The 26694-nt window shown below is 52.5% G+C and carries 18 protein-coding genes; 11 read left to right on the top strand and 7 right to left on the bottom strand.

From position 1 onward, the window contains the following. The first annotated feature begins 15 nt into the window (after positions 1–15). The 5 genes from ACAW87_RS11685 (at position 16) to ACAW87_RS11705 (ending at position 8882) form a co-directional block, all read left to right on the top strand. Complete coding sequence (locus tag ACAW87_RS11685; RefSeq protein ID WP_370723910.1) at positions 16–3204, top strand: SusC/RagA family TonB-linked outer membrane protein; 3189 nt, start codon at positions 16–18, stop codon at positions 3202–3204. Positions 3205–3218: 14 nt separating this feature from the next. Then, positions 3219–4751, top strand: coding sequence for a SusD/RagB family nutrient-binding outer membrane lipoprotein (locus ACAW87_RS11690; RefSeq protein ID WP_370723577.1), 1533 nt, complete (start codon positions 3219–3221; stop codon positions 4749–4751). Between the two features lie 211 nt (positions 4752–4962). Next, positions 4963–5589 carry a (2Fe-2S)-binding protein gene (locus ACAW87_RS11695; RefSeq protein WP_370723578.1) on the top strand — a complete coding sequence of 209 codons (627 nt, stop codon included), beginning with the start codon at positions 4963–4965 and terminating at the stop codon, positions 5587–5589. Next, positions 5586–6560, top strand: coding sequence for an FAD binding domain-containing protein (locus ACAW87_RS11700; RefSeq protein ID WP_370723579.1), 975 nt, complete (start codon positions 5586–5588; stop codon positions 6558–6560). Before ACAW87_RS11695 ends, ACAW87_RS11700 begins: the two co-directional genes overlap by 4 nt. A 96-nt stretch (positions 6561–6656) precedes the next feature. Beyond that, on the top strand, positions 6657–8882 hold the full coding sequence (locus ACAW87_RS11705) for a xanthine dehydrogenase family protein molybdopterin-binding subunit (RefSeq protein WP_370723580.1): 2226 nt from the start codon (positions 6657–6659) through the stop codon (positions 8880–8882). An 87-nt stretch (positions 8883–8969) separates the two neighbouring features. Here ACAW87_RS11705 and ACAW87_RS11710 read toward each other — a convergent pair whose 3' ends face one another. Continuing rightward, a complete protein-coding gene (locus ACAW87_RS11710) occupies positions 8970–10046 on the bottom strand; it encodes an SMP-30/gluconolactonase/LRE family protein (RefSeq protein WP_370723581.1) in 1077 nt (358 codons plus the stop codon). A gap of 198 nt (positions 10047–10244) precedes the next feature. Here ACAW87_RS11710 and ACAW87_RS11715 point away from each other — a divergent pair, with 198 nt between their 5' ends. From ACAW87_RS11715 to ACAW87_RS11735, 5 genes are all read left to right on the top strand, one after another. Next, a complete protein-coding gene (locus ACAW87_RS11715) occupies positions 10245–10763 on the top strand; it encodes a GFO_1088 family ECF-type sigma factor (RefSeq protein WP_370723582.1) in 519 nt (172 codons plus the stop codon). Further along, positions 10747–11517 carry a HEAT repeat domain-containing protein gene (locus ACAW87_RS11720; protein WP_370723583.1) on the top strand — a complete coding sequence of 257 codons (771 nt, stop codon included), beginning with the start codon at positions 10747–10749 and terminating at the stop codon, positions 11515–11517. The genes ACAW87_RS11715 and ACAW87_RS11720 overlap by 17 nt, the downstream gene beginning before the upstream one ends. A gap of 32 nt (positions 11518–11549) precedes the next feature. Further along, positions 11550–12398 carry a DUF4097 family beta strand repeat-containing protein gene (locus tag ACAW87_RS11725; RefSeq protein ID WP_370723584.1) on the top strand — a complete coding sequence of 283 codons (849 nt, stop codon included), beginning with the start codon at positions 11550–11552 and terminating at the stop codon, positions 12396–12398. Between the two features lie 201 nt (positions 12399–12599). Beyond that, complete coding sequence (locus tag ACAW87_RS11730; protein WP_370723585.1) at positions 12600–13304, top strand: DUF4097 family beta strand repeat-containing protein; 705 nt, start codon at positions 12600–12602, stop codon at positions 13302–13304. A 300-nt stretch (positions 13305–13604) separates the two neighbouring features. After that, positions 13605–16052 (top strand): TonB-dependent receptor, encoded by a 2448-nt coding sequence (locus ACAW87_RS11735; RefSeq protein WP_370723586.1) that lies wholly within the window; start codon positions 13605–13607, stop codon positions 16050–16052. A 72-nt stretch (positions 16053–16124) separates the two neighbouring features. Here the strand turns inward: ACAW87_RS11735 and ACAW87_RS11740 are convergent, their stop codons facing one another. From ACAW87_RS11740 to ACAW87_RS11755, 4 genes are all read right to left on the bottom strand, one after another. Then, entirely contained in the window at positions 16125–19466 is a 3342-nt protein-coding gene (locus tag ACAW87_RS11740) for a UTP--glucose-1-phosphate uridylyltransferase (protein WP_370723587.1), read from the bottom strand. A 142-nt stretch (positions 19467–19608) separates the two neighbouring features. Further along, the gene (locus ACAW87_RS11745) at positions 19609–20565 is read right to left on the bottom strand and encodes a UTP--glucose-1-phosphate uridylyltransferase (protein WP_370723588.1); all 957 of its coding nucleotides are present in this window, start codon (positions 20563–20565) and stop codon (positions 19609–19611) included. 118 nt (positions 20566–20683) lie between these two features. After that, positions 20684–22144 (bottom strand): C1 family peptidase, encoded by a 1461-nt coding sequence (locus ACAW87_RS11750; RefSeq protein ID WP_370723589.1) that lies wholly within the window; start codon positions 22142–22144, stop codon positions 20684–20686. A gap of 19 nt (positions 22145–22163) precedes the next feature. Next, positions 22164–23375: a hypothetical protein gene (locus ACAW87_RS11755; RefSeq protein WP_370723590.1), complete on the bottom strand. Its 1212-nt coding sequence runs from the start codon at positions 23373–23375 to the stop codon at positions 22164–22166. 117 nt (positions 23376–23492) lie between these two features. Between ACAW87_RS11755 and ACAW87_RS11760 the strand changes: the two genes are divergently transcribed. Then, positions 23493–24041 carry a GrpB family protein gene (locus ACAW87_RS11760; RefSeq protein ID WP_370723591.1) on the top strand — a complete coding sequence of 183 codons (549 nt, stop codon included), beginning with the start codon at positions 23493–23495 and terminating at the stop codon, positions 24039–24041. A gap of 87 nt (positions 24042–24128) precedes the next feature. Here ACAW87_RS11760 and ACAW87_RS11765 read toward each other — a convergent pair whose 3' ends face one another. Together ACAW87_RS11765 and ACAW87_RS11770 are read right to left on the bottom strand one after the other, a co-directional pair. After that, a complete protein-coding gene (locus ACAW87_RS11765; protein WP_370723592.1) occupies positions 24129–24308 on the bottom strand; it encodes an excisionase family DNA-binding protein in 180 nt (59 codons plus the stop codon). Between the two features lie 251 nt (positions 24309–24559). Next, positions 24560–26686, bottom strand: a complete 2127-nt coding sequence (locus tag ACAW87_RS11770) for a xanthine dehydrogenase family protein molybdopterin-binding subunit (protein WP_370723593.1) — start codon at positions 26684–26686, stop codon at positions 24560–24562. Positions 26687–26694 lie beyond the last annotated feature (8 nt).

The following is a 26694-nucleotide window of genomic DNA, read 5'->3' on the forward strand; positions in this document are numbered from 1 at the left end:
GGCGTATTGACAGCCATGCTGTTTGTATACGCGCTGGCTATTTGGCCAAATACGGTTCAAGCCCAGGACCGACGCGTCAGCGGCAAAGTCATTTCCAGCAAAGATCAGCAGGGCATACCAGGCATCAGTGTTCTCGTTAGAAACACGCAACTCGGTACTACGACCGACGCCGAGGGCAACTTCGCCTTATCTGTAGGTCCAAATGCAACCCTGGTGTTTAGTGCCATTGGGTTCACGGGTAGCAGTGTAGCAGTAGGTAACCAAACCCAGTTGACTGTGACGCTTCAGGAGGCCGACCAGAACCTGAATGAGATTGTCGTTACAGCACTTGGCATTAAACGGGAAGCCAAATCACTGGGTTACGCCACGGCCATTGTCAATCCTGAGCAAATCACGACCAACCGTACTGTGAACTTCGTCAATGCGCTTCAGGGCAAAATCGCGGGGGTGAACATCACTAGTCTGGGTACAGGTGCGGCGGGAACCGCCAAAATTCGAATTCGAGGTCAGTCGTCGTTTTCTGGCCAGAACAATCCCTTGATCGTTATTAATGGAGTGCCTGTTGATAACACCAACTTTGGTCAGAACAACGGCAATACTGGCGGCGATAACTCGATCGGTAACCGCGACCGAAATTATTCGGATGGTGGCGATGGCCTATCGAGTATCAATCCTGACGACATTGAAGGAATGACCGTCCTGAAAGGCGGTACCGCAGCGGCACTCTACGGCTCACGAGCCAAAGACGGAGCCATACTGATTACAACCAAAACGAGGGGTTCTGGAAGCGGCATTGGTGTGGTGTATAACACAAACTTCACCACCGACCAGCCGCTTGACTTCACAGACTATCAATACGAATATGGTCAGGGCGAGTACGGGGTACGTCCTACCACAGCCAACCCAACGTCAGGCGTTTGGAGCTTTGGTGAAAAATTCACCCCCGGTGCTACGCAGGTACTGTTCGGAGGTCTGACTCTCCCCTACCAGCCTGTCCGCAACCGAATCAGTACGTTTTATCGGACCGGTAGCACCTGGACAAACTCGGTATCGCTATCGTCGGGTAACGAAAAAGGTGGTTTCAACCTCTCGCTGTCCAACCTCGACAACAAAGGAATTACGCCAAACAACAGCTTCAACCGCCGTACCGTCAACCTGGGCTTCAGCTACAACCTGTCGCCAAAGCTCAGCATTACAGGTACGTTAAACTACTCGAACGAAAACAACAAAAACCCGCCTCAGATCGCTCAGCAGGATAACAGCACACCCACAACCGTTTACACACTGGCCAACTCACTGCCATTGGATGTGCTTGAAGCCAACCAGATCAATCCGACAACAGGTAATGAGTTCGTGTACTCGCGGTTCATGAATCGGACCAATCCGTACTATGTGATGAACTACAAGTTTGAGAACATTGTACGCGACCGGCTGCTGGGCAACATTACGGCGAAATACAACCTCACCGACTGGCTATACGTGCAAGGCCGGATTGGCCAGGATTTCTGGGCACGCGATCAGGAGTATAACTTCCCGACGGGTCAGGCTTCTTTGGCCGCTGCTCCAGCTGGTTTCGTCAATGGGGCCTTTGTGCAGGAAGCCCGCCGATTCCGTGAGATCAACAGTGATTTCCTGATTGGAGCCAACCGGAAGTTTGGCAAAATCGGCGTGAACATCAACGCGGGTGGCAACCAATTATATCGCCGCAGTGACCTGAACAGCGTTCAGGCTACCGACTTCGTGGTACGTGGCCTGTACATTCCGCAGAATGGCCGCGTAAAAGATCCGATCTATGGCCTCAGCGAACGGAAGGTAAACTCACTGTATGGCGCCGCTGAAGTATCATACAACGACTTCCTCTACCTGAACATTACCGCTCGTAACGACTGGTTCTCGACACTAGCCCCAGCCAACCGTAGCATCCTGTACCCATCGGTAACGGGTAGTTTCGTGTTCTCGCAAGCCTTCGACAAAATGCCCAGTTGGTTGAACTTCGGTAAAATCAGGGCGGCCTACGCCGAAGTGGGTAGCGATGGTGACGTGGCACCGTATTCAAACAACTTGTTCTACGCGGTGAGCGCCAACCTGTTCCCCAATCCATCGGGAGCCGGACAGCCCGTCGGTTTCATTACGTCGAACACAGTGCCAAGTGCTACCCTGAAACCTAGCCGTACAGCTGAGGCAGAAGTGGGTCTTGAACTGAAGATGTTTAACAATCGCGTAGGCCTCGATCTAACGTACTATAATAAGGTCACCAGCGACCAAATCGTGTCGGCACAGTCGTCAGATGCATCAGGTTACACCAATACGCTGATCAACAGCGGGGAAAGCCGCAACCGGGGGATTGAAATGTTGCTGAATCTGGCACCTGTACGTACCCGCAACTTCACTTGGGACATCACCCTAAATGGGTCGTACAACGACACCAAACTGCTCCGTCTGTTAACCGATGATGATGGCAGCCCTGAGCGTGATTACAACAAAGACAAACTGCCTGAACAAATTGTGGTTGGTAATGGTGTGTTCGTTGGTGACCTGCGTCAGGTTGTAGGTCAGCCACTCGGGCAGCTCTACACATTCGGTTATCAGCGCAACGCTGCAGGACAGATCGTGCACGGTGGCGATGGTTTACCACTCCGTACGGCGTCACCCATTTCATTTGGCTCAGCCTTGCCGAAATACGTAGGTGGTATAAACAACGCCTTCAGCTACAAGGGAGTTACGGTATCGGTGCTGATCGACTTCAAACTTGGTGGCAAAATGATGTCGGGCACCAACCTGAACTTGTTCCGTCATGGCTTACAGAAAGAAACACTGGTTGGCCGAGGCGATGCCGACAACAAGATGGTGGGTGCCGGTGTGAACGAGAGGGGCGAGCCCAATACCGTGCGCGCTTTTGTGCAGGACTACTACTCAGTAGGCCGCTCAAGAAGCCTGGGCGAGCAGGTTATTTACGACGCCGGTTTCTGGAAACTACGTCAGATCACAATTGGCTACGACTTCACGAAACACCTCCCTCAAAACCTGTTCATCAAAGGAGTTCGGCTGAACGCCGTGGCAAACAATGTCGCTATACTGAAGAAGTGGGTACCAAACATAGATCCGGAACAATTCGGCTTTAGTTCTGACAACCTCGTGGGCCTCGAAGCCACGGGTATTCCAACCAGCCGCAGCATTGGGTTTAACCTGAATGTCAAGTTTTAACGATCGACCCTTCCATGAAAAAGATACACATAATTCTTCCAATACTAGCCCTGATGGTGGGCACAAGCAGTTGCGACAAAGGGTTCGACGAACTGAACGTAAACCCTACGGCGGCAACGTCACTAAATCCGGTATTTACATTCAATAACGCGGTAGTAAACACCTCGTTTCCGGCGTCGACACTGGTGTTCGAGCACCCCATCGTGCAGCAGATTTTCTCACCAAACTCGGGTGTACTGGCGGGTGGTAACTTCAACGTTGACAACCGGGGCCCGGCCGGCCCAAATGCGGCAATCTGGCAGCGCTATTACCGCGATAACATCCGCTATTTGGTCGATGTACTGAATCAGACCAAATCAGACGCCAGCCGGTCGAACCTGTATAACATGACCCGTATCTGGAAGGCCTATGCCTTCATGGTACTGACTGATACCTACGGCGACATACCTTACACGGAAGCGGGTTTGGGCTATATCGGTGGTAATGTGAACCCGAAGTATGATACGCAGGAAAGCATTTACACCGACATCATCAAGGAGTTGACAGAAGCCTCGGCAGCACTCGATGCTACAAAACCAACTGAAGCAGGTGAGATTGCCTACGGTGGCAACATTCCCCGTTGGAAGCGGTTCGGCTATTCGCTCATGCTTCGGGCGGGCATGCGCCTCTCGAAAGTAGCCCCCACAGTGGCTCAGTCTACCGTGCAGAAAGCGGTTGCGGGCGGAGTTTTCCAGTCCAATGCCGACAATGCCGTGATTCGGAACGACGCTAACTACCAGAACCCGGTTGGCACAACGCTGAACTCAACGGAAGCCGCCAACCTCTACCTGACCGGCTATTTTGTTGACTACCTCAAAAGCACCGCTGATCCACGACTCGGCTCAATTGCCGCCCGCTATGTAGGTGCAAAAAGCGGCCCCGAACAAACCGCTGCCCGGATTAACCGCGATCCATCAGTTCAGATCGGTATGCCGCTCGGCTTCGACAACGGCACGATTCCGGCGCGCGCCCTGGCCGATAAGCTGGCTAGCTTTTACGATTACAGCCAACTGGATAGAACCCGCATGGGTAAACTGGCTGCGCCAACGTACCTGGTCACGTACGCACAAACTCAGCTCCTGTTGGCTGAGGCGGCCCAACGGGGCTGGACGTCTGGCAATGCTGCCGATTTCTACAATGCCGGTGTAACGGCTCACATGCATCAACTCGGCGACTACGACCCCACGTCGCTCGTGCCACAGGCCAGCATTACGGCTTACCTGGCAGCTAACCCTTACGTGGCAACTCGTGGTCTGGAGCTAATCAACACGCAATACTGGGTAGCCTCGTTGCTGAACGGCCCTGAAGTGTTCGCCAATTTTCGTCGGAGTGGATTCCCGAAACTGACGCCAAATCCATACCCCGGCAAGGAAATAAAAGGAACCTTCATTAATCGCCTGACGTACCCAGACTCAGAGGTTTCTGTAAACCGTGCCAAACTCGACGAAGCCGTTGGCCGCCAGGGAGCTGATAACCTCGACACGCGTGTCTGGTGGGATAAGCAATAAGTATTCCCTACCCATAAGCAAAAGGCTCTGTCTCGACGACGGAGCCTTTTTTTGTGCACAATCAACTTACCAACCGGTTAATGGCCCGTTGCCAAGAATAAGCGAACAAAGCAGGTTGAATTCAATTTAACTGTTCGGGAATGACCACTATGACTATCGTATTGAGGCAGGGTGTAACGGCCATTTCCAAACAGACAGTAACTCAACCGTCATGGCAAATCAAGATACGTACCTGATTGATGGCTCGAACCGGCGCTGGTTTTTAAAACAATCCACAGCGTTGACGGGCCTTTTTCTGATGCCGCCACTTGCGGCGAAATCAACTCCCTTATCTACGGAATCACCAATGGCTTCAACAGACACCAAACGGTCGATCACCCTGAAAATCAACCGTAAAACATACAAACTGGATGTAGAACCGCGCGAAACCCTGCTCGATGTACTACGCGAACGGCTGGATCTTACCGGTTCCAAGAAAGGGTGCGACCACGGTCAGTGCGGGGCCTGTACGGTCCACGTTGAGGGTCGGCAAGCCAACGCGTGTTTGTTACTGGCGGTCATGCACCAGAACCAGGAGATCACCACGATCGAGGGACTGGCTCCGTCTAAAAATCAACTGCATCCGCTACAGGCTGCTTTCGTAAAGCACGACGGTTATCAATGTGGATTCTGTACCCCCGGACAGATCATGTCGGGCGTGGCTATTCTGCGGCAAGGGCACGCCAAATCGGCCGACGAAATCAGGGAGTGGATGAGTGGCAATATTTGCCGATGTGGAGCCTACAGCGGTATTGTCGAGGCTATTGAGTCGGTACAAAAAGAAGGAAAAACCGTATGAACGCATTCGATTATGTGCAGGCCAATCAGCCTGCCGACGCACTCCGCCTGATTGGCGCAGCTCCTTCATCACGATTCATTGCGGGAGGCACTAACCTGGTCGATCTCATGAAATATGAAGTCGAAAAGCCAGGTACGTTGGTCGATATCAGCCGATTGTCGTTGACGAAAGTGGAGAAAACGGCTACTGGTGTTCGTATCGGTGCTCTTGCCCGCAACAGCGACGTTGCGGCAAATCCATTGATTGTAAGCCAGTTTCCGTTGCTATCCGAAGCGTTACTCGCCGGAGCATCGCCGCAGTTGCGCAACATGGCTACGATGGGCGGTAACCTGTTACAACGTACCCGTTGTAATTATTTCTACGACCCAACTCAGCCCTGCAACAAGCGGGCACCCGGCAGCGGCTGCGGCGCTATTGGCGGCTACAATCGCATTCACGCCATTCTGGGGTCGAGTCCACAGTGCATTGCCACTAATCCGAGCGATATGAACGTGGCGCTAAGTGCGCTTGATGCCGTTGTGCAAATCAGTGGCCCAAACGGAAATCGGTCGGTACCGGTGATTGATTTTCACCGATTACCGGGCGATGCGCCACAAAAAGATACGGTGCTTGAACCTAACGAACTGATTACCGCCATTGACTTGCCTACTCCCCAAAATGCGGGAAAATCGCACTACCTGAAAGTCCGCGACCGAGCTTCCTATGCGTTCGCCATCGTGTCGGTGGCTGCGCGCCTCGCTGTTGAGAATGGCGTGATCCGCGAAGCAAGATTAGCCCTCGGCGGTGTGGCCCACAAACCCTGGCGATTAGTAGAGGTAGAAAAGCAACTAATCGGCAAGTCAGCGAATGACGCCACGTTTCAGGCGGCGGCAACGCAACTAGTAGCGGGCGCACAACCCCACGAGCACAACGCATTCAAAGTCAAACTGGTCCAGTCCGCCATCGTCAGAGCGTTACAGACTGTTGCATAAAACGCTGCGCTGTCATTTGTTGTCATTCGTCGCTAGCAATCAATGACCATTAATGACAGCGAAGCACAATGACACGAAGTAAATGACATTTCAATCATGGCAAAGAAACTCATAGGTGATCCGATCGACCGAATTGACGGGGCACAGAAAGTAACCGGATCGGCGCGGTATTCGGCCGACGTAAAACGGCCCGATATGATGCATGGTGTGCTGGTGATGAGCACCGTTGCCAATGGCCGCATTCAGAAAATCGACACTACCGAAACACTTAAGCTCCCCGGCGTTGTGGCGGTGATGTCGCACGAGAACGTACCTAAACTTGGTGGGCTGGACAAGAACAAGACCACGCAAATGGCGACCGACCGGGTGCTACACGTGTTTCAGGACAACGTGGTGCATTATAACAACCAGCCAATCGCCATGGTCATTGCCGACACCTTCGAGCGGGCTGTGGAGGGGGCTTCGCGGGTGCGGGTAACCTACGATGTGCAACCACTTAAACCGGAACTGCCCGCCAACATGGACAAGGCCGTGACACCAAAGCAATTGCCCCGCCCCGATGATCAGGTAGACACCATTAGGGGTGATATAAAAAAGGGAATGTCCGAGGCGACTGTCCGCATGAACGCCACCTTCCGAACGCCGACGCAGTATCACAACGCGCTGGAGCCACATGCCCTCCTCTCCTATTGGGAAGGCGACAAACTGACGATGTACAACGCCACGCAGGGTATTTCAGCCAGTCAGAAACGGGTGGCCGAGATATTCGGAATTCCTAAAGAGAACGTGCGCGTGATTACGCAGTATCTGGGTGGCGGTTTTGGCAGTAAAGGCACGACTTTCTCGCAGGCGATGCTGGGGCCGATGGCTGCCAAGCTGGTAAATAAACCGGTTAAACTGGTGCTTAAGCGAGAACAGATGTACGGCATGGTGGGCTCACGATCGGCAACGGTGCAGCAGATGTCAGCCGGTGCCAATGCTACCGGTCAGCTAACGGCTATGTCGCACGATACGGTGGCCCAAACCGGCACAATGGATGACTTCATGGAGCCGGGCGGCACCATCACCCGGATGCTCTATGCCTGCCCAAATCTGGCTACGTCACATAAATTTATCAAGGCCAACGTCGGGTACACGTCGCCGATGCGCGCACCGGGCGAAGCACCGGGTGTTGTTGCATTGGAATGCGCTGTCGATGAACTGGCCGATCAACTCAAGATGGACCCGCTTCAGTTCAGACTGGTCAATTACGCTGAGAATGATCCGCACAAGAATTTGCCCTACACCAGCAAATCGCTGCGGGAATGTTACCAGCAGGGAGCCGACAAGTTTGGCTGGTCGAAACGGCCTGCGCAACCCCGCGCCACCCGCGATGGCAACTACCTTATTGGCACCGGCATGGCCACCACGGTCTATCCCGTCAACAGGGGCGAGTCATCCGCCATGCTACGCCTGAATGCCGACGGTACGGTTCGGCTTGAAACAGCTACACAGGATCTGGGTACAGGTACGTTCACCATCATGACCCAACTTGCCGCCGAAATTCTTGGTCTCTCGCCCGATAAAGTGACGCTTGGAGCCGGTGATTCAAAATACCCCGAAGCTGTTGGATCGGGCGGCTCGCGCACTACGGTCACTACCGGTTCGGCGGTGGCAGAGGCGGCTGAGGATGTACTGAAGCAGCTGAAAAAGATGGCCTACAGCGATAAGAAGTCGCCGCTATACGCCGCTGCTGCCGCTGATTTAGTCGCCAAAGACGGACGACTGGAGTCTATCTCGAATCCAAAAAAGAGCGAGACGTTTGTGAGCCTGCTGAAACGAAATGGCAATAAACCGGTGGAGGCAACCGTAAAATCGACATCCGGGGCCGAAAAAGATACCTATTCCATGAATTCGTTTGGAGCCGTGTTTGTCGAGGTTCGTGTCGACGAGGCGCTGGGTGAGGTTCGGGTTACGCGAATGGTGGCCGCTATTGCCGCCGGCAAGATCCTCAATGAAAAAACAGCCAAAAGCCAGATTCTGGGCGGCCTGGTTTGGGGCGTCAGCATGGCCCTACACGAATACGCCTCCCGCGACCAGCGAACCAGCCGAATCATGAACCCTAATCTGGCCGAATACCACGTGCCTGTCAACGCTGACATAAAAAACATGGACGCATTTTTCATTGAGGAAAACGACGAGATCGTGAATCCTGCGGGGGTGAAAGGTATCGGCGAAATTGGTGTCGTCGGCACTGTTTCTGCCATTGCCAACGCCATCTACCACGCCACCGGAAAACGCCATTACGAAGTGCCGATCACGGTGGAATCAATTATCAGTTAACAGTTATCAGTTATCAGTTATCAGTTATCAGCTCCGCTTTATAGTACCTACTGTTGCAGCGCTGATAACTGATAACTGTTAACTGTCTCAAAGTTTCACTTTGAACAACCTGAACGGATACTGGACCTTGTCTTGACCGTTGTTGTAGGTGGGGGTGCGCTGAATCTGGGCGGCGGTGACGTATAGATAACCGTCGGGTCCAATACCGAAACTGTCGGGCCAGAGTAATCGATCATCCTGCACTACGGTTTCCAGTTTCCGGGCGGGTGTGAATCGGCGAATGGCTTTATTGGGCGAATCGGTGAGGTAAACGTTGCCGGACCGATCAGCGATCATGCCGTGTGACACGCCGGTTTCACCCATCATCTCCACGCCAGCCGCTACCTGATCGGGTGCCAGATTTGGGTTTTGTAACAACTCAGTATCAATTCGATACAGCTTAGTCTGGTTGATGGCCCGGTAATAGAGATACCGGAAATCGTGCGTAAGCGCAATGCCGTTGACGTTGCTGCTGAACGGCCTACCCGACTTATCTATCACTTCCTTATTATCGATGACCAGCCGGAAATTTGGGTCTGCGGACGTAGACACATGCTTCTGCAACACCGTTCGACTTTTACCCGTTGCCAGATCCAACACCACAATAGCCGACCGCCGGGGATCGGATAAATAGGCAACCTGCCGACGTGAATCGACCTGAACGTCGTTAAGTCCAATCTGGTCGCGGGGTAGATCATCGAAACGGTACACCCGTTCAACTTCATTCCGTTTCAGATTGATCTTCACCAGTTTTATACCGTCGACAAATGGCGGGTAACCAGCCGGGTTAGCAGGATCGAGCACCCAGAGTGAATTAGTCTGGTCGACAAACAACGCCTGCACGTTCACAAAACGATCGCGCACGTGCAACGAATCCCATTGATTCCATTCAACGTCGGGATATGGTTTGCGTTGTCCATTCACAATTTCGGCCAAGCCGTATTGATACGGTTCCCGTTTTGGGAATGTCACGAATATGCGCCCACCCGGTGCATCCTGCGACACAGCCAGACCAATAGGTTGATACCGTCCGAAATCGGCTACCTCGATCAGTTTCGGATCCGTTTGTGCCCTAACAGTTTGGCCGCATACCATTATCCCGAGTAAAAACAGCAGGTTTCTCATCCTAACGTAACGCGGACTTCAGTCCGCATGTTTGGTTGAATACTCCTAGTGCACTAAAACTGCTCAGACTTTCCTGACTCTTTGCTTTCGCGACGTTTTTGTCATACCGCCGCGTTCCAACCTTCGCTCTTACCCTCTTCTAAAAAATTTCCACGAATCCTGTAATGTTTCTCCCCTTCGATCGTCTTTGCCATTGAGATGGACTTACACGCGTTTAAGCAACGGATTCTGCCCGTTCAGAACCGACTCTTCCGGCTGGCTACAATGTTTTTGCGCAACCGCGAAGATGCTGAAGATGCGTTGCAGGATGTGATGCTACGCTTGTGGTCGAACCGTCAACAACTGGATACGTATCAGAGCGTGGAAGCCTTAGCCGTTCAGATTACAAAGAATTTATGTCTTGATCGACTTAAATCACACGCCCGGCAGAAGCCGGTCGATGATGCCGATCTGGGCAACGTGCCTGCCGACCATCTTTCGCCCTATCGGCAAACAGAACTAACCGACAGTGCGAGTCAGATGCGACGGCTGATCGACGAACTCCCCGAAGCGCAAAAACTGGTGCTGCACCTGCGCGATGTGGAGGAATATTCCTTCGAGGAAATCGAACAGGTAACCGGGCTATCGATCAACACCATCCGGGTTACACTGTCGCGGGCAAGACAGCGGGTGCGCGAAGGCTATTTAAAAGTAAACAACTATGAATCAGACCATTGAGAAATTATTGACCCGTTATTATGCGGGAGAAACAACACTTGACGAGGAAAAACAACTCCGCGACTTTTTCCGCGATACGCCTAACGTACCTGAGTCATTACAATCACACGCGCCGCTTTTCAGCTACGTGATTAATGCGCAGACAGAGCGGCTCCCGATCGGTTTCGTTGACCGTCTGGACCAGAAACTGATTCCGCCGTCGGTAGGTAACGTTCGGCAGCTAACCAGTTGGGGCCTGCGTTTGGCCGCTGGCGTTGCGCTCCTGCTTATTGGCTTCGCGGGCGGACATTTATTCACCCGATCACGTACAGAAACGGCTGAAGTAGCCATGAACGAAGCCCCGGAAGCCGCGTCGATGAAGAAAGTACTGGCTTTCGACGCAAAGAAGCAGACCTCGGCCAGTGATCGAATTCAGGCGGTGAACCAGAGTTACGAACTCGACGGAGCCGACCGGGAGATTACGCAGTTGTTGATCAACACGCTCAACTTCGACGCCAACGTGAACGTCAGACTGGCGGCTTGTCAGGCCCTGTTGCATTTTGAACGGGAAGAAGGCGTTCGTGAGGCGCTGATCCAGTCACTTCGCATTCAGAAAGACCCCAATGTGCAACTGACGCTGATTGACGCGCTGGTAGCGATTAAAGAAAAACGAGCAACGGCCGATATGCAATGGCTGGCCCGCAACCAGCAAGTGCTGGACATAGTGCGCCTAAAAGCCGAGCAGGGAGTCGGTGCTTTACAGTCTCCTTCGTAGTACATCATTTACCAATCAACTTCCCTACTAACATGAAGAAAATAGTAGTATCGGGCATCTTATGCCTGGGTTCATTCACTGTGCTTTTTGCACAAGAAAACAAGACGATATCAGGTTCCGCCCCATACCGGTTGCAGGAGGGTGACATAGTGCAAGGCCCAATCAAAGAGTACAAGACAAAGCTCGCCAACAATGGCGATCAGAAAGTGACAATTACCCTGAATGCTGCTCATCTGAAAATCGAGGGGTACAATGGTAACGAGCTGATCATCCAGACTTCGGCCAAGCTACCTGTTATACCCGAACAGGCAAAAGGGCTTAGACCCTTGTATAACTCAGCGGTCGATAACACGGGGATTGGTTTGGCCGTAACGACGGAAAATGGTGGATTGCACATCGAGAGTGCTACGCCAAAAAATATTCCTTACACAATTCGCATACCACAGAAAGCGGGTATTCTCTACGAGCAGATCAATTGGAATGTTGGTCACATCACCATTCAACATGTAGACGGTGATCTTGAACTCAAAACTAACAATGGTAGCATCTACTTGAATGACGTAACGGGTCCCGTAGTTGCGAATACTACGAATGGCGAAGTCAAAGTGACGTTCTCTGCTCTTAATCAAGGTAAACCAACCGCCATTTCAACCATAAACGGGTCGATCGATGTCACTCTGCCATCAAACACAAAAGCCAATTTCAAGCTCAGCAATATCAATGGAGGTACGTACACCGACTTTGATTTAGGTTTGAGCAGCAAAGAGGGTATGAAGCGAGTAAGCCACGGATACAGCACGAACGGCACAACCAACGGTGGCGGTGTTGATCTGCAATTGAAAACGATCAACAGCGATATCTATATCCGCAAGCAGAAGTAAGGGGGGGTGTGCTTTCAGCGCTAATCAGCGGCGCAAGTTGCGTACCTACGGCACGCTGTGATTGGTGAGACGCCAACGGTTCTACCGACGCTAATCAGTGTTCAGCCCCTGACGGGGCTAAACACTGATTAGCGCTGAAAGCATGTGCCTTACTAACGAGAACTTATAATCAAACGTCAAAACTCTTTTTTCTTTTCTGCCATGAAAAATACGCTGCTTCTACTCCTGGTCCTCTGTCTGACTAACCCCATTTTCGCCCAAAAAATCATCACTAAGACCCTGCCGCTTGGCGCTAATCAGGCCGTACACATGAACCTGAAATTTGGTGATAGCATCCAGGTACGTTACTGGGACAAATCCGATGTGTCGGTGCGGATCGCGGCGACTATCAACAACGGCAAACTCGATGATGCCCTGCAAGTTGAAACGACATCGACCGCCCAAGCCATCACCGTAAAAACGGACTTCGACAATGCACTGATCAAACAGGGCAAAGCTGAAGATTGCCCCGGCACAAAAAACCGATCGACCTGGAGGACTGATAAAAATGGCGACTCTTACTCCGTTTGCAGCACCATCAATTACGTGATTTTCCTACCCCGAAAAGCCGCGCTACGGCTGGAAACGATCAACGGTAACATTGACATTAAGGGCGGTGCTGCTCCTGTATGGGCTAAGTCGATCAGCGGGTTTGTAGATATGAGTTGGGATGGGCAGAAAGGGGCTACCGTGGCGATGAAAACCATTACGGGTGAGGTTTATTCTGATCTCGACATCGATTTCAAGAACAAGCGGCCCAGGAATCCCATTGTTGGTTATCAACTGGAAGGTACGGTGCTCAGTGGCGGTCCGGAGGTGCGGCTGGAGTCGATTAGCAACAATATTTTCCTGCGGAACGGAAAATAAATGAGGCCTTTTTGATACGGAGTGCAACGTTTCAAAGCGGATTGCATCATTGACAGTGAATGGCCATTCCGCTTCGGTGCACCGATAGGGCGAAGGATACTCAGGTACGTTCGGGTTCATCCCATTTTTTGACGGGTTTACCCCTTTGTCAACACGAGCCTGCGTGTCGCGCTTAGTTTTGGTCATTAATCTCTACTAAACGATGCACAACACGTTGCTCATACATTCGACGGTGCCGCAACCGAACGCCTGAGCACCCAGCGCTTACCACGTCTACCGACTCTTTCAAATCAACCTCTTATGAAGCTTTTTTTAGCCGTAGCCGCCCTGGCGCTATGGGTTGGGACCGCTTTTGCCCAAACACCGCCCAAAGTTACCGTTTCGGGCTCACTCATCGACTCGGCAACCACGAAGTCGGTTCCCTTCGCCACCGTTGCCTTACGAAACGGGACCGCGCTCGTTACCGGCAGCACCACCGACAGTTCAGGTACGTTCCGACTAGCGACTATGGCGCCGGGCAGTTACACGCTAACTTATTCTTCGATCGGGTACCAACCCAAAAACCAGCCAATCACCGTAACCGCAGACCAGCCAATGCTTAATCTGGGCGCTATACGGCTCCGGCCCGACAGTCGAACATTGGGTGAGTTGACCGTCACGGCTCAGAAATCGCTGATCGAGGAGAAAGGCGACCGGTTGGTGTATAACGCCGAGAAAGACATCTCTAACGTGGGTGGTTCGGCCGCTGATGTGTTGCGCAAAGTACCGTCGCTTAGTCTGGATCTGGACGGTAATATTCAGATGCGGGGCAACAGCAACATTCGGGTATTGATAAACGGGAAACCATCGGCGATGATGGCCCGTAATCTGGCAGATGCCCTTCGACAGATGCCCGCCGATAACATCAAATCAATTGAGGTCATTACCAGTCCGGGGGCAAAATATGATGCAGAAGGGGCAGCGGGCGTCATTAATATCATCACAAAAAAAGCGCTTCAGGGCTTCAATGGATCAGTTATGGCCTCGTTGGGCAACATAAACCGAAGCACCAACACCAAATTAGCGATCAAGACAAAAAAGCTGGGGTTTTCGCTGGCTGCCAACGGCTATCAGTTTCGGAACATCCGGGAGTTTGAGACCATGCGTACTACCTTGTCGGCCACCGGTCAGCCGTTGAATTATCTGTTTCAGCGCAGCAACGCTGACAATACCGGTACGGGCGGATTTGGCGAATTCAGCCTGGATTACGACCCTGACTCTACAAGCCGAATCAACTTTTCGGCAAACGCCTGGGGAGGCTCCTACCCCAACAACAGTTCGGTGATTAACCAGTTGACCGACCCAAATGGCAACCCATTACAGAGTTTCCGTAACGATATCCGGTTCCGCAATCCGTACGGAAATAGCCAATTCGATCTGGGCTATACTAAAACGTTTCCCAAGCGAGGGTCGAATGCAACCCCGGCGGAGTTTACGCTGCTGACCCAGTTTAGCCGAATGCCCGACAACTATTTTTACGACACCGACCGCTACACCCTCGACGAGACCGAACGGCTCAGCTTCCGGCAACGTAGCACCAATTACAGTCGCAACAAAGAATACACCCTCCAGGCCGATTACACCCATCCGTTCCAGATCAAAACCAGTCACGATACAACCAATCTAAAACTGGAAATGGGCCTGAAAGCCATCCGGCGCGACATTGGCAGTGAATTTAGAGTAGAACAAGCAACAACCGGAGAGGGGCCCTTTATTACCGACCCTACCCAGTCGAACGATTTTGACTACAGCCAGCAGATCGTTTCGGGCTACACGGCGTTGCGCATCGAAACCAAACAGAAGTGGAACCTCAACCTCGGTGCCCGGCTGGAACGGACGATGATCGACGGCAACTTTTTGACGACGCAAACCGCCTTGTCGACTCAGTACACGAACCTGATTCCGAGTATCACGATCTCGAAAGGCATCAAAACGCACACGTTAAAAACGAGTTACACGCAACGCATTCAGCGTCCGCAGCTTTGGTATCTGAACCCCTGGATAAACGCCAGCGACCCGCGCAATCTGCAAACGGGTAATCCGTACCTGAACCCCGAGCTGAATCACGCCGTGGAACTGGGTCATAGCGTAGCTACCAAGTCGGGCTTATCCGTCAATACCGCTTTTTATGTTCGCCTGACCAACAACGCCATCGAATCCATCCGAACAGTAGACGAAGCGGGCATTTCAACCAGTAAACCGGAAAATATTGCCCAACGAAAAGCCTACGGCCTGAACATCAACCTGTCCGGTCAGGCCAACAAAAACTGGACGCTGAACGGCGGCATCGACACGCGGTTTGTCGACCTGACGAGTATTGCGCTGAATCAACGGAATAGCGGGTTAGTGAGTAACGTCAATCTCAGCAGCACGTACAAATTACCCCACGATTACACGTTCCAGGCAAATGGTAATCTTAACTCCGGCTGGATTGGGTTACAGGCCACCGGGTCAAGCTTTTACTGGTACGGCTTTGCGCTGAAACGCGAGATGATGGCGAAAAAAGCAAGTTTGACACTGGGGGTAAACAACCCCTTCAATCGCGGCATTTCGCAGACAAACCAGCAATCGGGCTCGACGTTTGAGGCTGAAACGCGGTCGTTTTTCGTAAGCCGCTCCGCCCGGATTGCCTTTGAATGGCGTTTTGGTCAGATGACTTCGGGTGGCAAACAAAGCAAAAAAGTACAGAACGACGACGGTGGTCGTTAGACTGTAACACGGACTTCAGTCCGTACTCTTTTGGCACATCAAAAAAGTACGGACTAAAGTCCGTGTTACAGTCTAAACAGCCTCAAACGTACACAGCGTAGCCACGTAGTCTTTGCTACCGTCGGTCACCCATGAATCAAGTTGGGCCGGGTCTTTTAGCTGTTGACCACGGAAACGCGGTACGACAACGTACCCACAAGCCAGATCAGTCAGGGCCGACATATCGCTCCAGAGCTTCTCGATCTGGGCAACGGGGTAAATATCTTCCTGACCATGCCCCCAACGGTATTTCACGTCTTTCAGGGTTACGTAGGTGGGAATCCGGTGTGCCACGCTACGAACGGCTTTGGCCAGTTGAGCGTCGTCGCCAACTTGCAAATCAGCGCGGGTCAGCCCAAACAGTTGAAGCAGGGCATCGATCTGAATCCAGGTCGTGTTGGAGTTATAGTAGCTCAGGTTCAGCTCGTCTTCTTCGCGGGGTTGGGCCAGCCCCTCCAGTAACCGGATGTGGCCGTTCACCCGTGCCAGTCCGCCCCCACGGTCTTCGATTCGGCGGGGAACGACCTCGAACGTCAGCGCATTGCTCGATTCAAGATGGTGGCCCAGCGCAGCCGGGTCTACGTCGGCACCCAGCGTGTCGATGTTGTGTAGCATCAGGGTTTCTACCTCCGGATGGTCGGCAAGTAGCTTCGCCAGCGTTCCGTTTCGGAGAAGGTTCGATACTTCGTACCAGTGCCCCAGCGGCGAGAACCGTTGGGCAGCAATATTATCGACGTAATCGGTGCCCTCGCCTTTCGACTTGGCCCAACTGATCATGGCCTGCCGCCCGGCGTCGCGGACTTTCTGCTTATTCTCGTCCAGCATTTCCTGCGGTGTTTCTTCCCACAGGAAACGCAAATCGCGCTCCATCGGCACAAAACGCTGCCCGATTGAGCGACCCGGCGACAGGTACGTTGAGCCAGCGTAGCCGAAGTTACCCGTCTGCTCCAGCTTTTTCCGGATCGGCTCGTGGGTCATGTAGCTGGTAGCTACTACGTGTGGAATAGCGGTGCCGTATTTTTCGGCGAGTTTCCGCGTTTTGGCCAGGTGGATTTCCAGGAAGCTACGGTGTGCACCGTCGAGCTCCACAAACGGATTGATCGTCTTGATAACCCCCGCCCCTTTTGTCCAGCGGCTACCAACACCGGCGCCGAGGCTCAACACGGCCACTTTACCCGCCCGAATGGCTGCTTCACCAATTTGAGCCGATGCCGCGACGGCTTCGAGTTGGGTAATATCACCCATCTGTACGTCCTCGATCGAGGTGTCGACGGGAAGACGGTTACGAGACAGCCCAATACGTCCTTTCTGAATTTCTTCCCGGATTTCTTCGTGCTGAATGAAATCGAATCCGTTTTCTTTCTTGATCCGGTCGGCCTTCTCGTTCTCCACGCTCCGGTTGCCCTGCGAGGTGGGGTCAGATACTTTAAAAAGGTTACTGATGATAGTTCGCAGCAACGGATACGCCTGATTATTCCGTTCGCAGTGCGTGGTAAATAGGTCGATTTCGGCCCGACGCACGTACGGAATCGACGCGGGGTCTTTCCGAACAAGTTCCGATACGTGAATGCCGTAATAGGCCTCCGGCATCAGCGCTTCACCACCTTCGTGGAGCGTAGACCACGTACCTCGTGGATTGATGCTCCAGTTGTAAACCACCGGCTCCATCGCAAACGGCAACGAATCAGACAGTTCGTTTTTCGTTTTACGGAGAATGTCCAGCACCTGCATTTTATAGTCCTCGTACTGCGCCGGATTCACGAACATACCCATGCCTCCGCCCGACATGCCGCCAAGCATCAGGAAGCCGTAGTAATCATCACCGAACTGTTTTTTAGCCTTGGCAATGATCTGTTCGGTGAAATAAGTTGAGGCCCAGGGAATGATCGTTTTGATGGGTCCCTCCCAGTTTTTGGCTGTGTTGGCACCCAGCTTTTTAATGTCGCCTTCCTTAATGGCTCCCAGAATATTGTCGAAAATCTGGTTGGTCTGCTGACGGGCCGCCCATTCTTTTTCGCCCCTAAGCAGGTACTTTTCGGTTACCATCTCCAGAATAGGACCCACGTTGGAGGCCATACCGCCATGCATCAGCACCAGCGAGTTCATGATCTTTTCCTGAATGTCGGGATGCACCTCGTTCCCCTGCAACACGCGGTGACGAGGAAGCAACGTACCCCGGCTGATGCCGTATTCGGGATCGCCTTCCTGCGCAAACGTACCCTGAATGGCTTTGATGCCCGGCCAAACACCACCGGAGTCCTGCCAGCCACCACCCGATCCGCCAATCCACTCGCCCAGAATGGCGCGGGAAGCCACCAACCGGCGTTCGCTCTCTTCGAGGCCACCTTCCAGGTTTCGGGTTTGTCCCGTTGCCCGCATCAGAAGACTGATAATCGAACCCAGCAGGTTGGTCGACACCGCAAAGCGCGAGCCTTTCGGAATGTCGTTCACCTTCGTGACCAGTTCAATACCCATGCCCGGCGCCACAATGCGCGTCAGGATTTCGGCCAGTGACTGATTGGTCCCTTCAAACGACGGTGGAATCAGGCCGGAGGCAATCACACCTGCTTTGACTAAGCTGAGGTAATCGTTCCCGAAATTGAACAGATCGGCCAGATCGTGAATGTCTTTGGTCGTATTCAGGTCGACGCTCGTCAGCCGCAAAACGGGTTCCGCAATAACTCGAACGAAACATTCCAGCGGTGGCCTGATGTCTTTGTCACGGCCGAAAACGCCCAGATCGATCGAGATGTTGATGACACGCGCCCCTTCGGGGTAATCCATCCCCAGGAAGAAAATATCCGACCAGCCGCTGTGCGTGAGGTCCATCCTGACCGATGTTTGCTCGTGCAGAATCGGGTAAAAGAGCGAGTTGTCGGGCCGTTGCAGCAGCTTGGGCTGAATCCGGATCGGGTGCTCGGTCTGATGTCCCACGCGGAACATCCACTGATTACCTTTGCTGGAACGAACACTTTTCCGCACCTGATCGGCCAGAATCTGAAACGATAGCTGATGGTAACTATCAGCCAGGGCGCTGAATAACGTGGCACTTGGCCCCTGCTTGTCGAGGTCCTGAAGGAACCGGGCAACAGCCTGCTCGAACCGTCGGGCCAGTAGGTCTTCAAAACCGGCATAGGGTATCTTACCGATGGCAGGTACGTCGGGCGCGTCGGTCAGCGAAAACCGAAAACCGGCCGACAGGAACAGAATGGCCCGTACCTTATCATAGAGATTCGGCGTCGACTTCCGAAAATCATCCAGTTCACGCAACGCCTTCAACAGGTCACGAGAAGATAACGTCCGGCTGAGGTCAAAAAAGGATCGATTACGAACAGCGGGATCAGCCGACGTAATGGTTTCTATAAAAACGTTCATGTTTGATTAGCTTGTGGTGCGGGGCAAAAGTACCCCATCCCAACCCCTCCCCATCAGGGAGAGGCTTTTGCTCGGCTGATTGGCGAAGGGTTGGCCCCTCCCAAACGGGGAGAAGTTGGGGTGGAGTGCTTTTGCTGCTCATTTACACCAGTTGCGCTTTGCGGGCGTTTGCTTCGGCCAGTAATTCAACCATCGAACTCAGCGTCTCGTCATGCGCTTCGCCCGCCAGTCCGAGTGCGATCTGCGCCCGTAGCAGGCCGGTGCGGCCACTCAGGTCATAGCGATTTCCTTTCATTTCAAGGGCCAGGTACGTTTCCGTTTCGGCCAGTTCCTGAACAGACGGAGTCAATGGTGTATTGCCCGTTCCCTGCGCAATGTGTTTTTCGAGGATCGAAAAGACCGTTGGTGTGAAGACGTGCATACCGAAAAAGCAGAGGTAGTAGCCCACCCGCAGACCCGGCGTTTGCAACTCCAGTTCGGCTACACTCAGCGATGGTTTTTCGATGAGCCGCTCAATCTGGTACACTCCGGTTTTATTGGGTACGTGCTTGCCCGTTACAGTACCGTAGCGACCAATCTGATGCTCTATTGTGGGATTGACGGCTGACACCGAGCAGTTTTGTTCTACCGCCAGTTCAATTAGTTGGGTTGCACATCGCTTGCCAATCAGGTTTGATACGTAGAGGTAATCGCCCAGTAGCAGCAGGAAAGGCTCGTTATTGACAAACTCCTTCGCGCAATAAACAGCGTGCCCGTAACCCAGTGGTTCAGGCTGCTCAACAAACTGTGTGCGACTGATAAGATGATCGATCTTCTCGGCTTCCTGACGGGCCCAGTCCACACTTTTAAACGATTTAACCAAATTATCGCGCAGGGAGGTGAAAGCGCTGATATAGCGTTCGCCATCACCGGGCGCGCACACCACACAGATTTCCTCGATGCCACTCAAAAACGCCTCTTCGGCAATAGCCTGAATTACGGGCTTGTGCAATCCATCGGTATCAATAACCGGCAGCATGGCCTTCTGAATGGTATCAGCAACGGGATACAGGCGCTCGCCACGGGCAGCAGCGGTAATAACAGCTTTTCTTATTTTCATTGATAAAATGTAGTCAAAAATCAGTTAGCAGACTACCTGTTCTGGATTTCAAGTACAATGATAAATCATGTACGGACCGAATCGGTACCAGTTCATAACTAAAGTAGTATATCCGCCGTCATTTTACGTGATTCATGCTCACCAGGAGGGGCACAATACGCCCCCGGTTTTTACTTTTCAGGAAAAAACCCATTTTCTTTTCCTTGTATTCCACCTGCTGATAGGGCACTAAAGCATTCCCAAAAGCAACCTGTACCCGATCGGTAAACTGCCCTTTTTCCTGATTCAATTTCTTGACGTACCCATCAATATCAATGGGCGTTTCCGAGAACAGAAACAGCCAATATTCCAGCCCGGTATTTCCCTCTAGCTTCAGGATCGTCTCGGCGGGCAAGTCCATTCGGGTGTCTTTCCCAATCAGCGGACTAAAACCGGGGTCGGGGAACAGCTTCACGGCCACACTGTCGGTTGCGCTGGCCGTGACCAGATACAGGTACGTTTGCTTCGACAGCATCGCGTTGAATTTGAAAGGTGTACCTGTTCGCTGAGGCTTCAGAACCCTATAGGCCGTCAGATTCGCCCCCGCTTGTGTACGCGCCACGGCCATTTCAGGCCCGAAAAACAACGTGGCTACCGAAATGCTCAGATCGGCCGAGAGAATATTTTCATCCGGTTTGCCGGCGGGTTGTACGTAGGCCTGATACCCATATTTGGCGTATTTATTGAAATCGTCATAAGCGATCCAGAAATAGCCTTGATCGCCCCAGTTGCTTCCCCAGCTATTCACCAGCTTGAAGGCTCCTTTACCAAACATACGGTCGTCATAACCAACCACACAAACGGCGTGGCCACTGCCCAGCGAAGGAGATAATTCGGGGCTCCAGCGACTAAACCGGGTTCGCGAGGCCGCCTGATCTGAGGCACTCCGCCAGGGTACAACCGCCATAATCCGGGAAGAAACCGTTTTGTTGAGCGACATATTGCTGAGCGAAGCCGTGGTTTGCAGACCGACCACCACCGGCGACAGCTCTGACAAGGCCTTTTTAGTAGCCAATTCTTTATGATTCGACGCATCGAGTGTTCCGAACAGTTTCACATAATCCAGCAACCTGGACGTGGAATTGATCTTCACCGAATTGGGTCGCTGACAGGTTGATGAGGGTACTTCGGCAAACGAAGGCAGGCCATTCTGTTTCATGAACTCCAGCGCGGCACCTATGCCGATACCCTCGGTACAGGCGTTATCATCGGCGTCTTTAATGCTGTTGTATAGATACCAGGGCGACGACCGGAGCGCATTGACTTTATCCATTCCCTGCGCAGTATTGATTCCCCGTCTCTGGGCTTCCAGTATCGTGCGCATGTAATAGCCTACCGATATGGCCACGCAAGTACCGGTTTTCCCCTGATCGATAACCGATGGAACGTACCCGGACAAGTCGACCTGACCGGGCAATTTTTTGACAGGCATTACCGAGCGCTTTTCCGGTAGTGATTCGTAGCCCGGCTCATCTAGTTTGAGCCCCTGGGCTAGCAGCCATGATGGCAGCAATAACAAGCCAATCAATGTCAATTTCATAAGGACAAACGGCTAACAATTACGGATTATCGAGTACCCACTGCTCCTGAATTTTCACCCGACGAATGGGTTTCGATGCGGCTCTGTCCAACTCCGTGTTCTGAACAGATATGCTTCTCAACGTCGCTTTTTTCAGCGAAATAGCATCGCTATCCTCAACCCCAAGCTGAGGCTGCCGGGTTAAGTAAGTAGTTAGGGAGTAGGTTGCCGAATCCGGAAGCGTTTTCGGGGTATCGCTCTGATCGTATATCTGTTGGATAACCTCAACCACAGCCGAGTCCTGAGCCAGTGCGGTAAGTCGCTCACTGAACAGGCGGGTTTGTGCCATATTCTGGTTCAGCATTACGGCCGAAAACAGGTTGCTCAGCGTTTCGTTACCCAACGGGTCGATAGTGGGGCGTTGGACAATGAGCCTTGAAGGCCGTTGACACTTGTTTATCTCCAGCACAGGCACCTGCACAAAAGGTAATTTACCTAAGTTAGAACTCATGAACCCTGCGGTAATGTCGCTCAGTTTCTGAAACGAAGCTTTCTGAATATCGGCTCGAGTGGGCGCGCTCAACAGATTGCCCATCCCTTCCATCAATGCATTGGTGAAGACAGACCCTTGATGCGCTTTATTGATCCAGGATGGCAAAAGAGGCAATGAACTGCCCATTTTAACGATACCGCAGTTCGAAAGAAATAGTCGTTGAATAACTTGTTTCCTTAGATCAGGACCGGGTCCTACCCCACGTGGGTACGGCGCACTAGTAAGAAACTGGCTGCTACAGTCGGCGATTATCCATCCCAAATGGACCTTCCTGGCAAGCAGCCATTTCTCTACCTCGCTAACCGCTAATCCCTTCATAGCCGTGTCTTTTAATTTCCAGTTGGCGAAACTAGCGGTACTTTGGGTCGACACGATGCCGTAGCCCGAGTAGTAGACAACAATAATGTCTCTGGGACGAGTCTTCAGGGTTGTAATTATTTTTTTGAGGGCTACCGACGAGAAAGACGTCTTTGGCAGGTACGTTGTTCGTCGCCGATAGTTCAGCCCAAATGCCACTGTCTTCATTAGCTGGGTCATCAGCGTATCGTTGCTGCTGTTTAGGAGGCCGTACTCACGATCGCCCACTTCAAGCACGTAGATCACGTGGAGCGTAGGCGTAACCGACTGTGTGGGCACCTTGAAAGCCGACGTAACGGAGCCAGTGAGCACCAAAAAGTACAGGAGAAAGCAGTGTTTCATCTTATGGTCAACGATGTTACTGGTTACCCCCAATGTAGTAAAAACTTCTTTAGATTTACTGAGTATAAATCGCCTCGGGTACGAAGTCGATACGCTACCTTATGATTTGCTTACTTTATGTTAATCCAACCGTACAAAGAATCGTGGGTTGTTGACTTCGATTCACTCAAACGGGTGCTTGAGGAGGCGCTGGCGGGCCTACCGATCTCCGTTGAACACGTGGGAAGCACGTCAGTGCCGGGTCTTGCAGCCAAGCCAATCATCGACGTCGACCTCGTCGTGGATCAACACGTAGCAATTGATGACATTAAAAACAGGCTTACCAAGGTCGGGTACTATCACAACGGAAATCAGGGCATTCCGGGCCGGGAGGTGTTTAAACGAGGGCAAGCTGCCGATACGCATCCCGTTTTGGATCTCGTTGCTCATCACCTCTATGCTTGCCGGGCAGCTAGTGATGAGTTGCGAAGACATAGACTATTCAGAGACTATCTCATCGCTGATGACGAGGTACGGATTCAGTACCAAACGCTGAAATATGCGCTTGCACACGAAGCCAATCAGGACCGCAAGCACTACGCACTATTGAAAGAGCTGAAAGCAACGGCGTTTATTAGCAGAATTATTGAGAGAGCCGGGCAAAGCGAATACGATTCCGAGCAGTGATCATCAATCATAACCCAGGTTAAATGCCTGCGCCTGTTGGGTTAGGAACGAGAGCTGCCGACTACGCACCTCCTGTTACTAGCTAGCCTAGTCGAGTATATCTGCCAACAGAATACGTCGGTGACTGCCTAATTTCTTGAATGGAATTGATTCCTTTTCCAATAATTTGACAATGTGAGGCCTTGATGCATTTAACATATCAGTTACCTGTTGGGTACTCCCTTCTGATTCAGACAGAATGAGCGAAATGGCTTTCCCCTCAGCCATTCCTGCAGTATGAATGCTAATAAGTTAAGTGCTTTTGCAGGAATCATCACAGAGAACGAGTGTCCATCCTCTATTTGAATTCGAATTCCCTCTGAACCTTGCACTGCTATGGCTCCTGCAAAAAAAAGGAAGCGATTCTCGGGCTACCTGCTGATCGTGTAAGGTTGGTCTCTCGACGATGGCTTCCATATCGCTGTTATATGTTTCACTAGTATGACAGACGAAACAAAGTTTCTCTCTCGAATCACCCGCTACAACAACTTATCCGGTGTGATCGGCAATTCGCGGACGCGTTTGCCGGTGGCGTTGAAAATGGCATTGGCTACGGCGGCGGCTACACCGACGATGCCGACTTCACCGATGCCTTTCACACCCATTTTGTTGGCTTTCTGATCGTCTTCCTCGATGAAAATAGCGTCTAGCTCGCCAATGTCAAGGTTGGCGGGTACGTGGTAATCGGCGAAGGAGCGGGTGACGAAATTGCCTAATCGGGGATCGAGCACCGACTCTTCGGTCAGGGCCATACCGATGCCCCAGATATTGCCACCGATGATCTGCGAACGCGCGGTTTTCGGATTTAAAATCGTACCCGCACCCGTTACGGCCAGAAAACGGGTGACCCGTACCATTCCTGTAAACCGGTTCACGGCCACCTCAGCAAAGTTGGCGTTGAAACTGTGCGCAGAATAGTCCTCGGCACTTTCAAGCGGTTTGGCGTCGACTCGGGTTTGGAAATCGGTGAGTTTTTCTGAAATCATCAGTTGCGAAGCCGTGGGGCGGGCAAAAAACTGCTTGCCCGATTTAGCCAGTAACTCGTCGGTAATTTTCTGGCAGGCATCATTCACCGCATTGGCGTAGCTGGATGCACCCACCGAACCCACCGCACCGGCCGCCGGTGGCAGGTCAGAATCGCCCAGCAACACTTTTACATTTTTGATCGGCACGTCCAACGCATCGGCGGCAGTTTGGGCCAGAATGGTATACGTTCCTGTACCGAGATCGGCAGCAGCCAGTTCAACGGTAGCCATAATGTCGTTACCCGTGCGTTTCAGCTTCACAATTGCCGACGTTGGGCGTTGGTGGGCCGGGTACGTTCCCGACGCTACCCCGTAACCGATCAGGTAATTTCCCTGCTGATTTTGACCGGGCTCGGCGTTGCGTTTTTCCCAGCCAAAGGCTTTGGCGCCCGCCCGCAAACATTCCACGGCTTTCCGCGACGACCACGGTTTACCGTTCGATGGGTCGCGTTCGGGTTCGTTTTTGATGCGTAGTTCGATGGGGTCCATCTTCAGTTTATGGGCCAACTCATCCATCGCCGATTCCAGCGCGAAACTCCCGGTCGATTTACCGGGGCCACGTGTGTAGGTCGGCAAAATCACGTTCATCGACACGGTCCGGTAGCTGATCAGCGAGTTGGGTACGTCGTACATGACTTTCGAGCAGTCCCCGCATGGCTCCACAAACTCGTTTCTTATGGCTCCGTGGGTGGTTGTCTCATGCGCCAGCGCGGTAAGTTTACCCTCTTTGGTGGCGGCCAGGCTCACTTTCTGATGATTTCGTTGTCGCATTCCGACCGAGTTGACCATCTGCTGACGGGTTAAGGCCAGCTTCACCGGACGGTTTACCTGCTTGGCGGCCACGGCTGTCAACACCAGATTAGCCCACTGCCCACCTTTCGAGCCAAAACCGCCCCCAATATAAGGCGTCACGATATGTACCTGACTGGTCTTAATATTCAGCGTATTGGCGGCGGCACTCTGCGCGCCATTCACAATCTGCGAGCTGTTGTACAGCGTTACGCGGTCGCCGTTCCATTCGGCAATGGTGGCGTGCGGTTCCAGCGGGTGATGGTGCTCGATAGGTGTTTCGTACACCTCTTCGACTTTGTACTCCGCATCGCGTAATGCCGCTTTGGCATCGCCTCGTATGGCATCGGCCTTGTCTTTATCTTTCGGCAAAGTGGCCCCTCCAAGCAGTTTCTCAAAATCGACTTTTGGCTCCCGCTTGTCGTAGGTGACGTTGATCAGGTGCGACGCGTGCCGGGCCTGCTCAAAGGTTTCGGCTACGACCATACCGATATGCTGCCCGAAGAACTCAACCTCGGCGCTTTGCAACAAGGCACCACCACGAATGCCCCCGTTCACGTTTAGCTTGGGCGCATTTTTATGCGTGATGACGGCTAGTACACCGGGTGCTTTCTCGGCCGCCGCCGTGTCAATTTCCTGAATGGTACCGGCGGCAATGGTGCTTTTGAATATAACAGCGTAGGCGAGATTCTTGACCGGGTAATCCGTTGAATAGGCGGCCTTTCCCGTCACCTTGGCAATCCCGTCGATACGGCTGACGGGCGTACCCGTTACTTTTTTATTGTCTTGCATGATTGTGG

The organism is Fibrella aquatica (assembly GCF_041321135.1).
Lineage (GTDB): Bacteria > Bacteroidota > Bacteroidia > Cytophagales > Spirosomataceae > Fibrella > Fibrella aquatica.

Excerpts from the sequence above, each read along its gene's own strand:
- ACAW87_RS11685 (WP_370723910.1), top strand. The coding sequence starts at position 16 with ATGCTGTTTGTATACGCGCTGGCTATTTGGCCAAATACGGTTCAAGCC.
- ACAW87_RS11690 (WP_370723577.1), top strand. The coding sequence starts at position 3,219 with ATGAAAAAGATACACATAATTCTTCCAATACTAGCCCTGATGGTGGGC.
- ACAW87_RS11695 (WP_370723578.1), top strand. The coding sequence starts at position 4,963 with ATGGCAAATCAAGATACGTACCTGATTGATGGCTCGAACCGGCGCTGG.
- ACAW87_RS11700 (WP_370723579.1), top strand. The coding sequence starts at position 5,586 with ATGAACGCATTCGATTATGTGCAGGCCAATCAGCCTGCCGACGCACTC.
- ACAW87_RS11705 (WP_370723580.1), top strand. The coding sequence starts at position 6,657 with ATGGCAAAGAAACTCATAGGTGATCCGATCGACCGAATTGACGGGGCA.
- ACAW87_RS11710 (WP_370723581.1), bottom strand. The coding sequence starts at position 10,046 with ATGAGAAACCTGCTGTTTTTACTCGGGATAATGGTATGCGGCCAAACT.
- ACAW87_RS11715 (WP_370723582.1), top strand. The coding sequence starts at position 10,245 with ATGGACTTACACGCGTTTAAGCAACGGATTCTGCCCGTTCAGAACCGA.
- ACAW87_RS11720 (WP_370723583.1), top strand. The coding sequence starts at position 10,747 with ATGAATCAGACCATTGAGAAATTATTGACCCGTTATTATGCGGGAGAA.
- ACAW87_RS11725 (WP_370723584.1), top strand. The coding sequence starts at position 11,550 with ATGAAGAAAATAGTAGTATCGGGCATCTTATGCCTGGGTTCATTCACT.
- ACAW87_RS11730 (WP_370723585.1), top strand. The coding sequence starts at position 12,600 with ATGAAAAATACGCTGCTTCTACTCCTGGTCCTCTGTCTGACTAACCCC.
- ACAW87_RS11735 (WP_370723586.1), top strand. The coding sequence starts at position 13,605 with ATGAAGCTTTTTTTAGCCGTAGCCGCCCTGGCGCTATGGGTTGGGACC.
- ACAW87_RS11740 (WP_370723587.1), bottom strand. The coding sequence starts at position 19,466 with ATGAACGTTTTTATAGAAACCATTACGTCGGCTGATCCCGCTGTTCGT.
- ACAW87_RS11745 (WP_370723588.1), bottom strand. The coding sequence starts at position 20,565 with ATGAAAATAAGAAAAGCTGTTATTACCGCTGCTGCCCGTGGCGAGCGC.
- ACAW87_RS11750 (WP_370723589.1), bottom strand. The coding sequence starts at position 22,144 with ATGAAATTGACATTGATTGGCTTGTTATTGCTGCCATCATGGCTGCTA.
- ACAW87_RS11755 (WP_370723590.1), bottom strand. The coding sequence starts at position 23,375 with ATGAAACACTGCTTTCTCCTGTACTTTTTGGTGCTCACTGGCTCCGTT.
- ACAW87_RS11760 (WP_370723591.1), top strand. The coding sequence starts at position 23,493 with ATGTTAATCCAACCGTACAAAGAATCGTGGGTTGTTGACTTCGATTCA.
- ACAW87_RS11765 (WP_370723592.1), bottom strand. The coding sequence starts at position 24,308 with ATGGCTGAGGGGAAAGCCATTTCGCTCATTCTGTCTGAATCAGAAGGG.
- ACAW87_RS11770 (WP_370723593.1), bottom strand. The coding sequence starts at position 26,686 with ATGCAAGACAATAAAAAAGTAACGGGTACGCCCGTCAGCCGTATCGAC.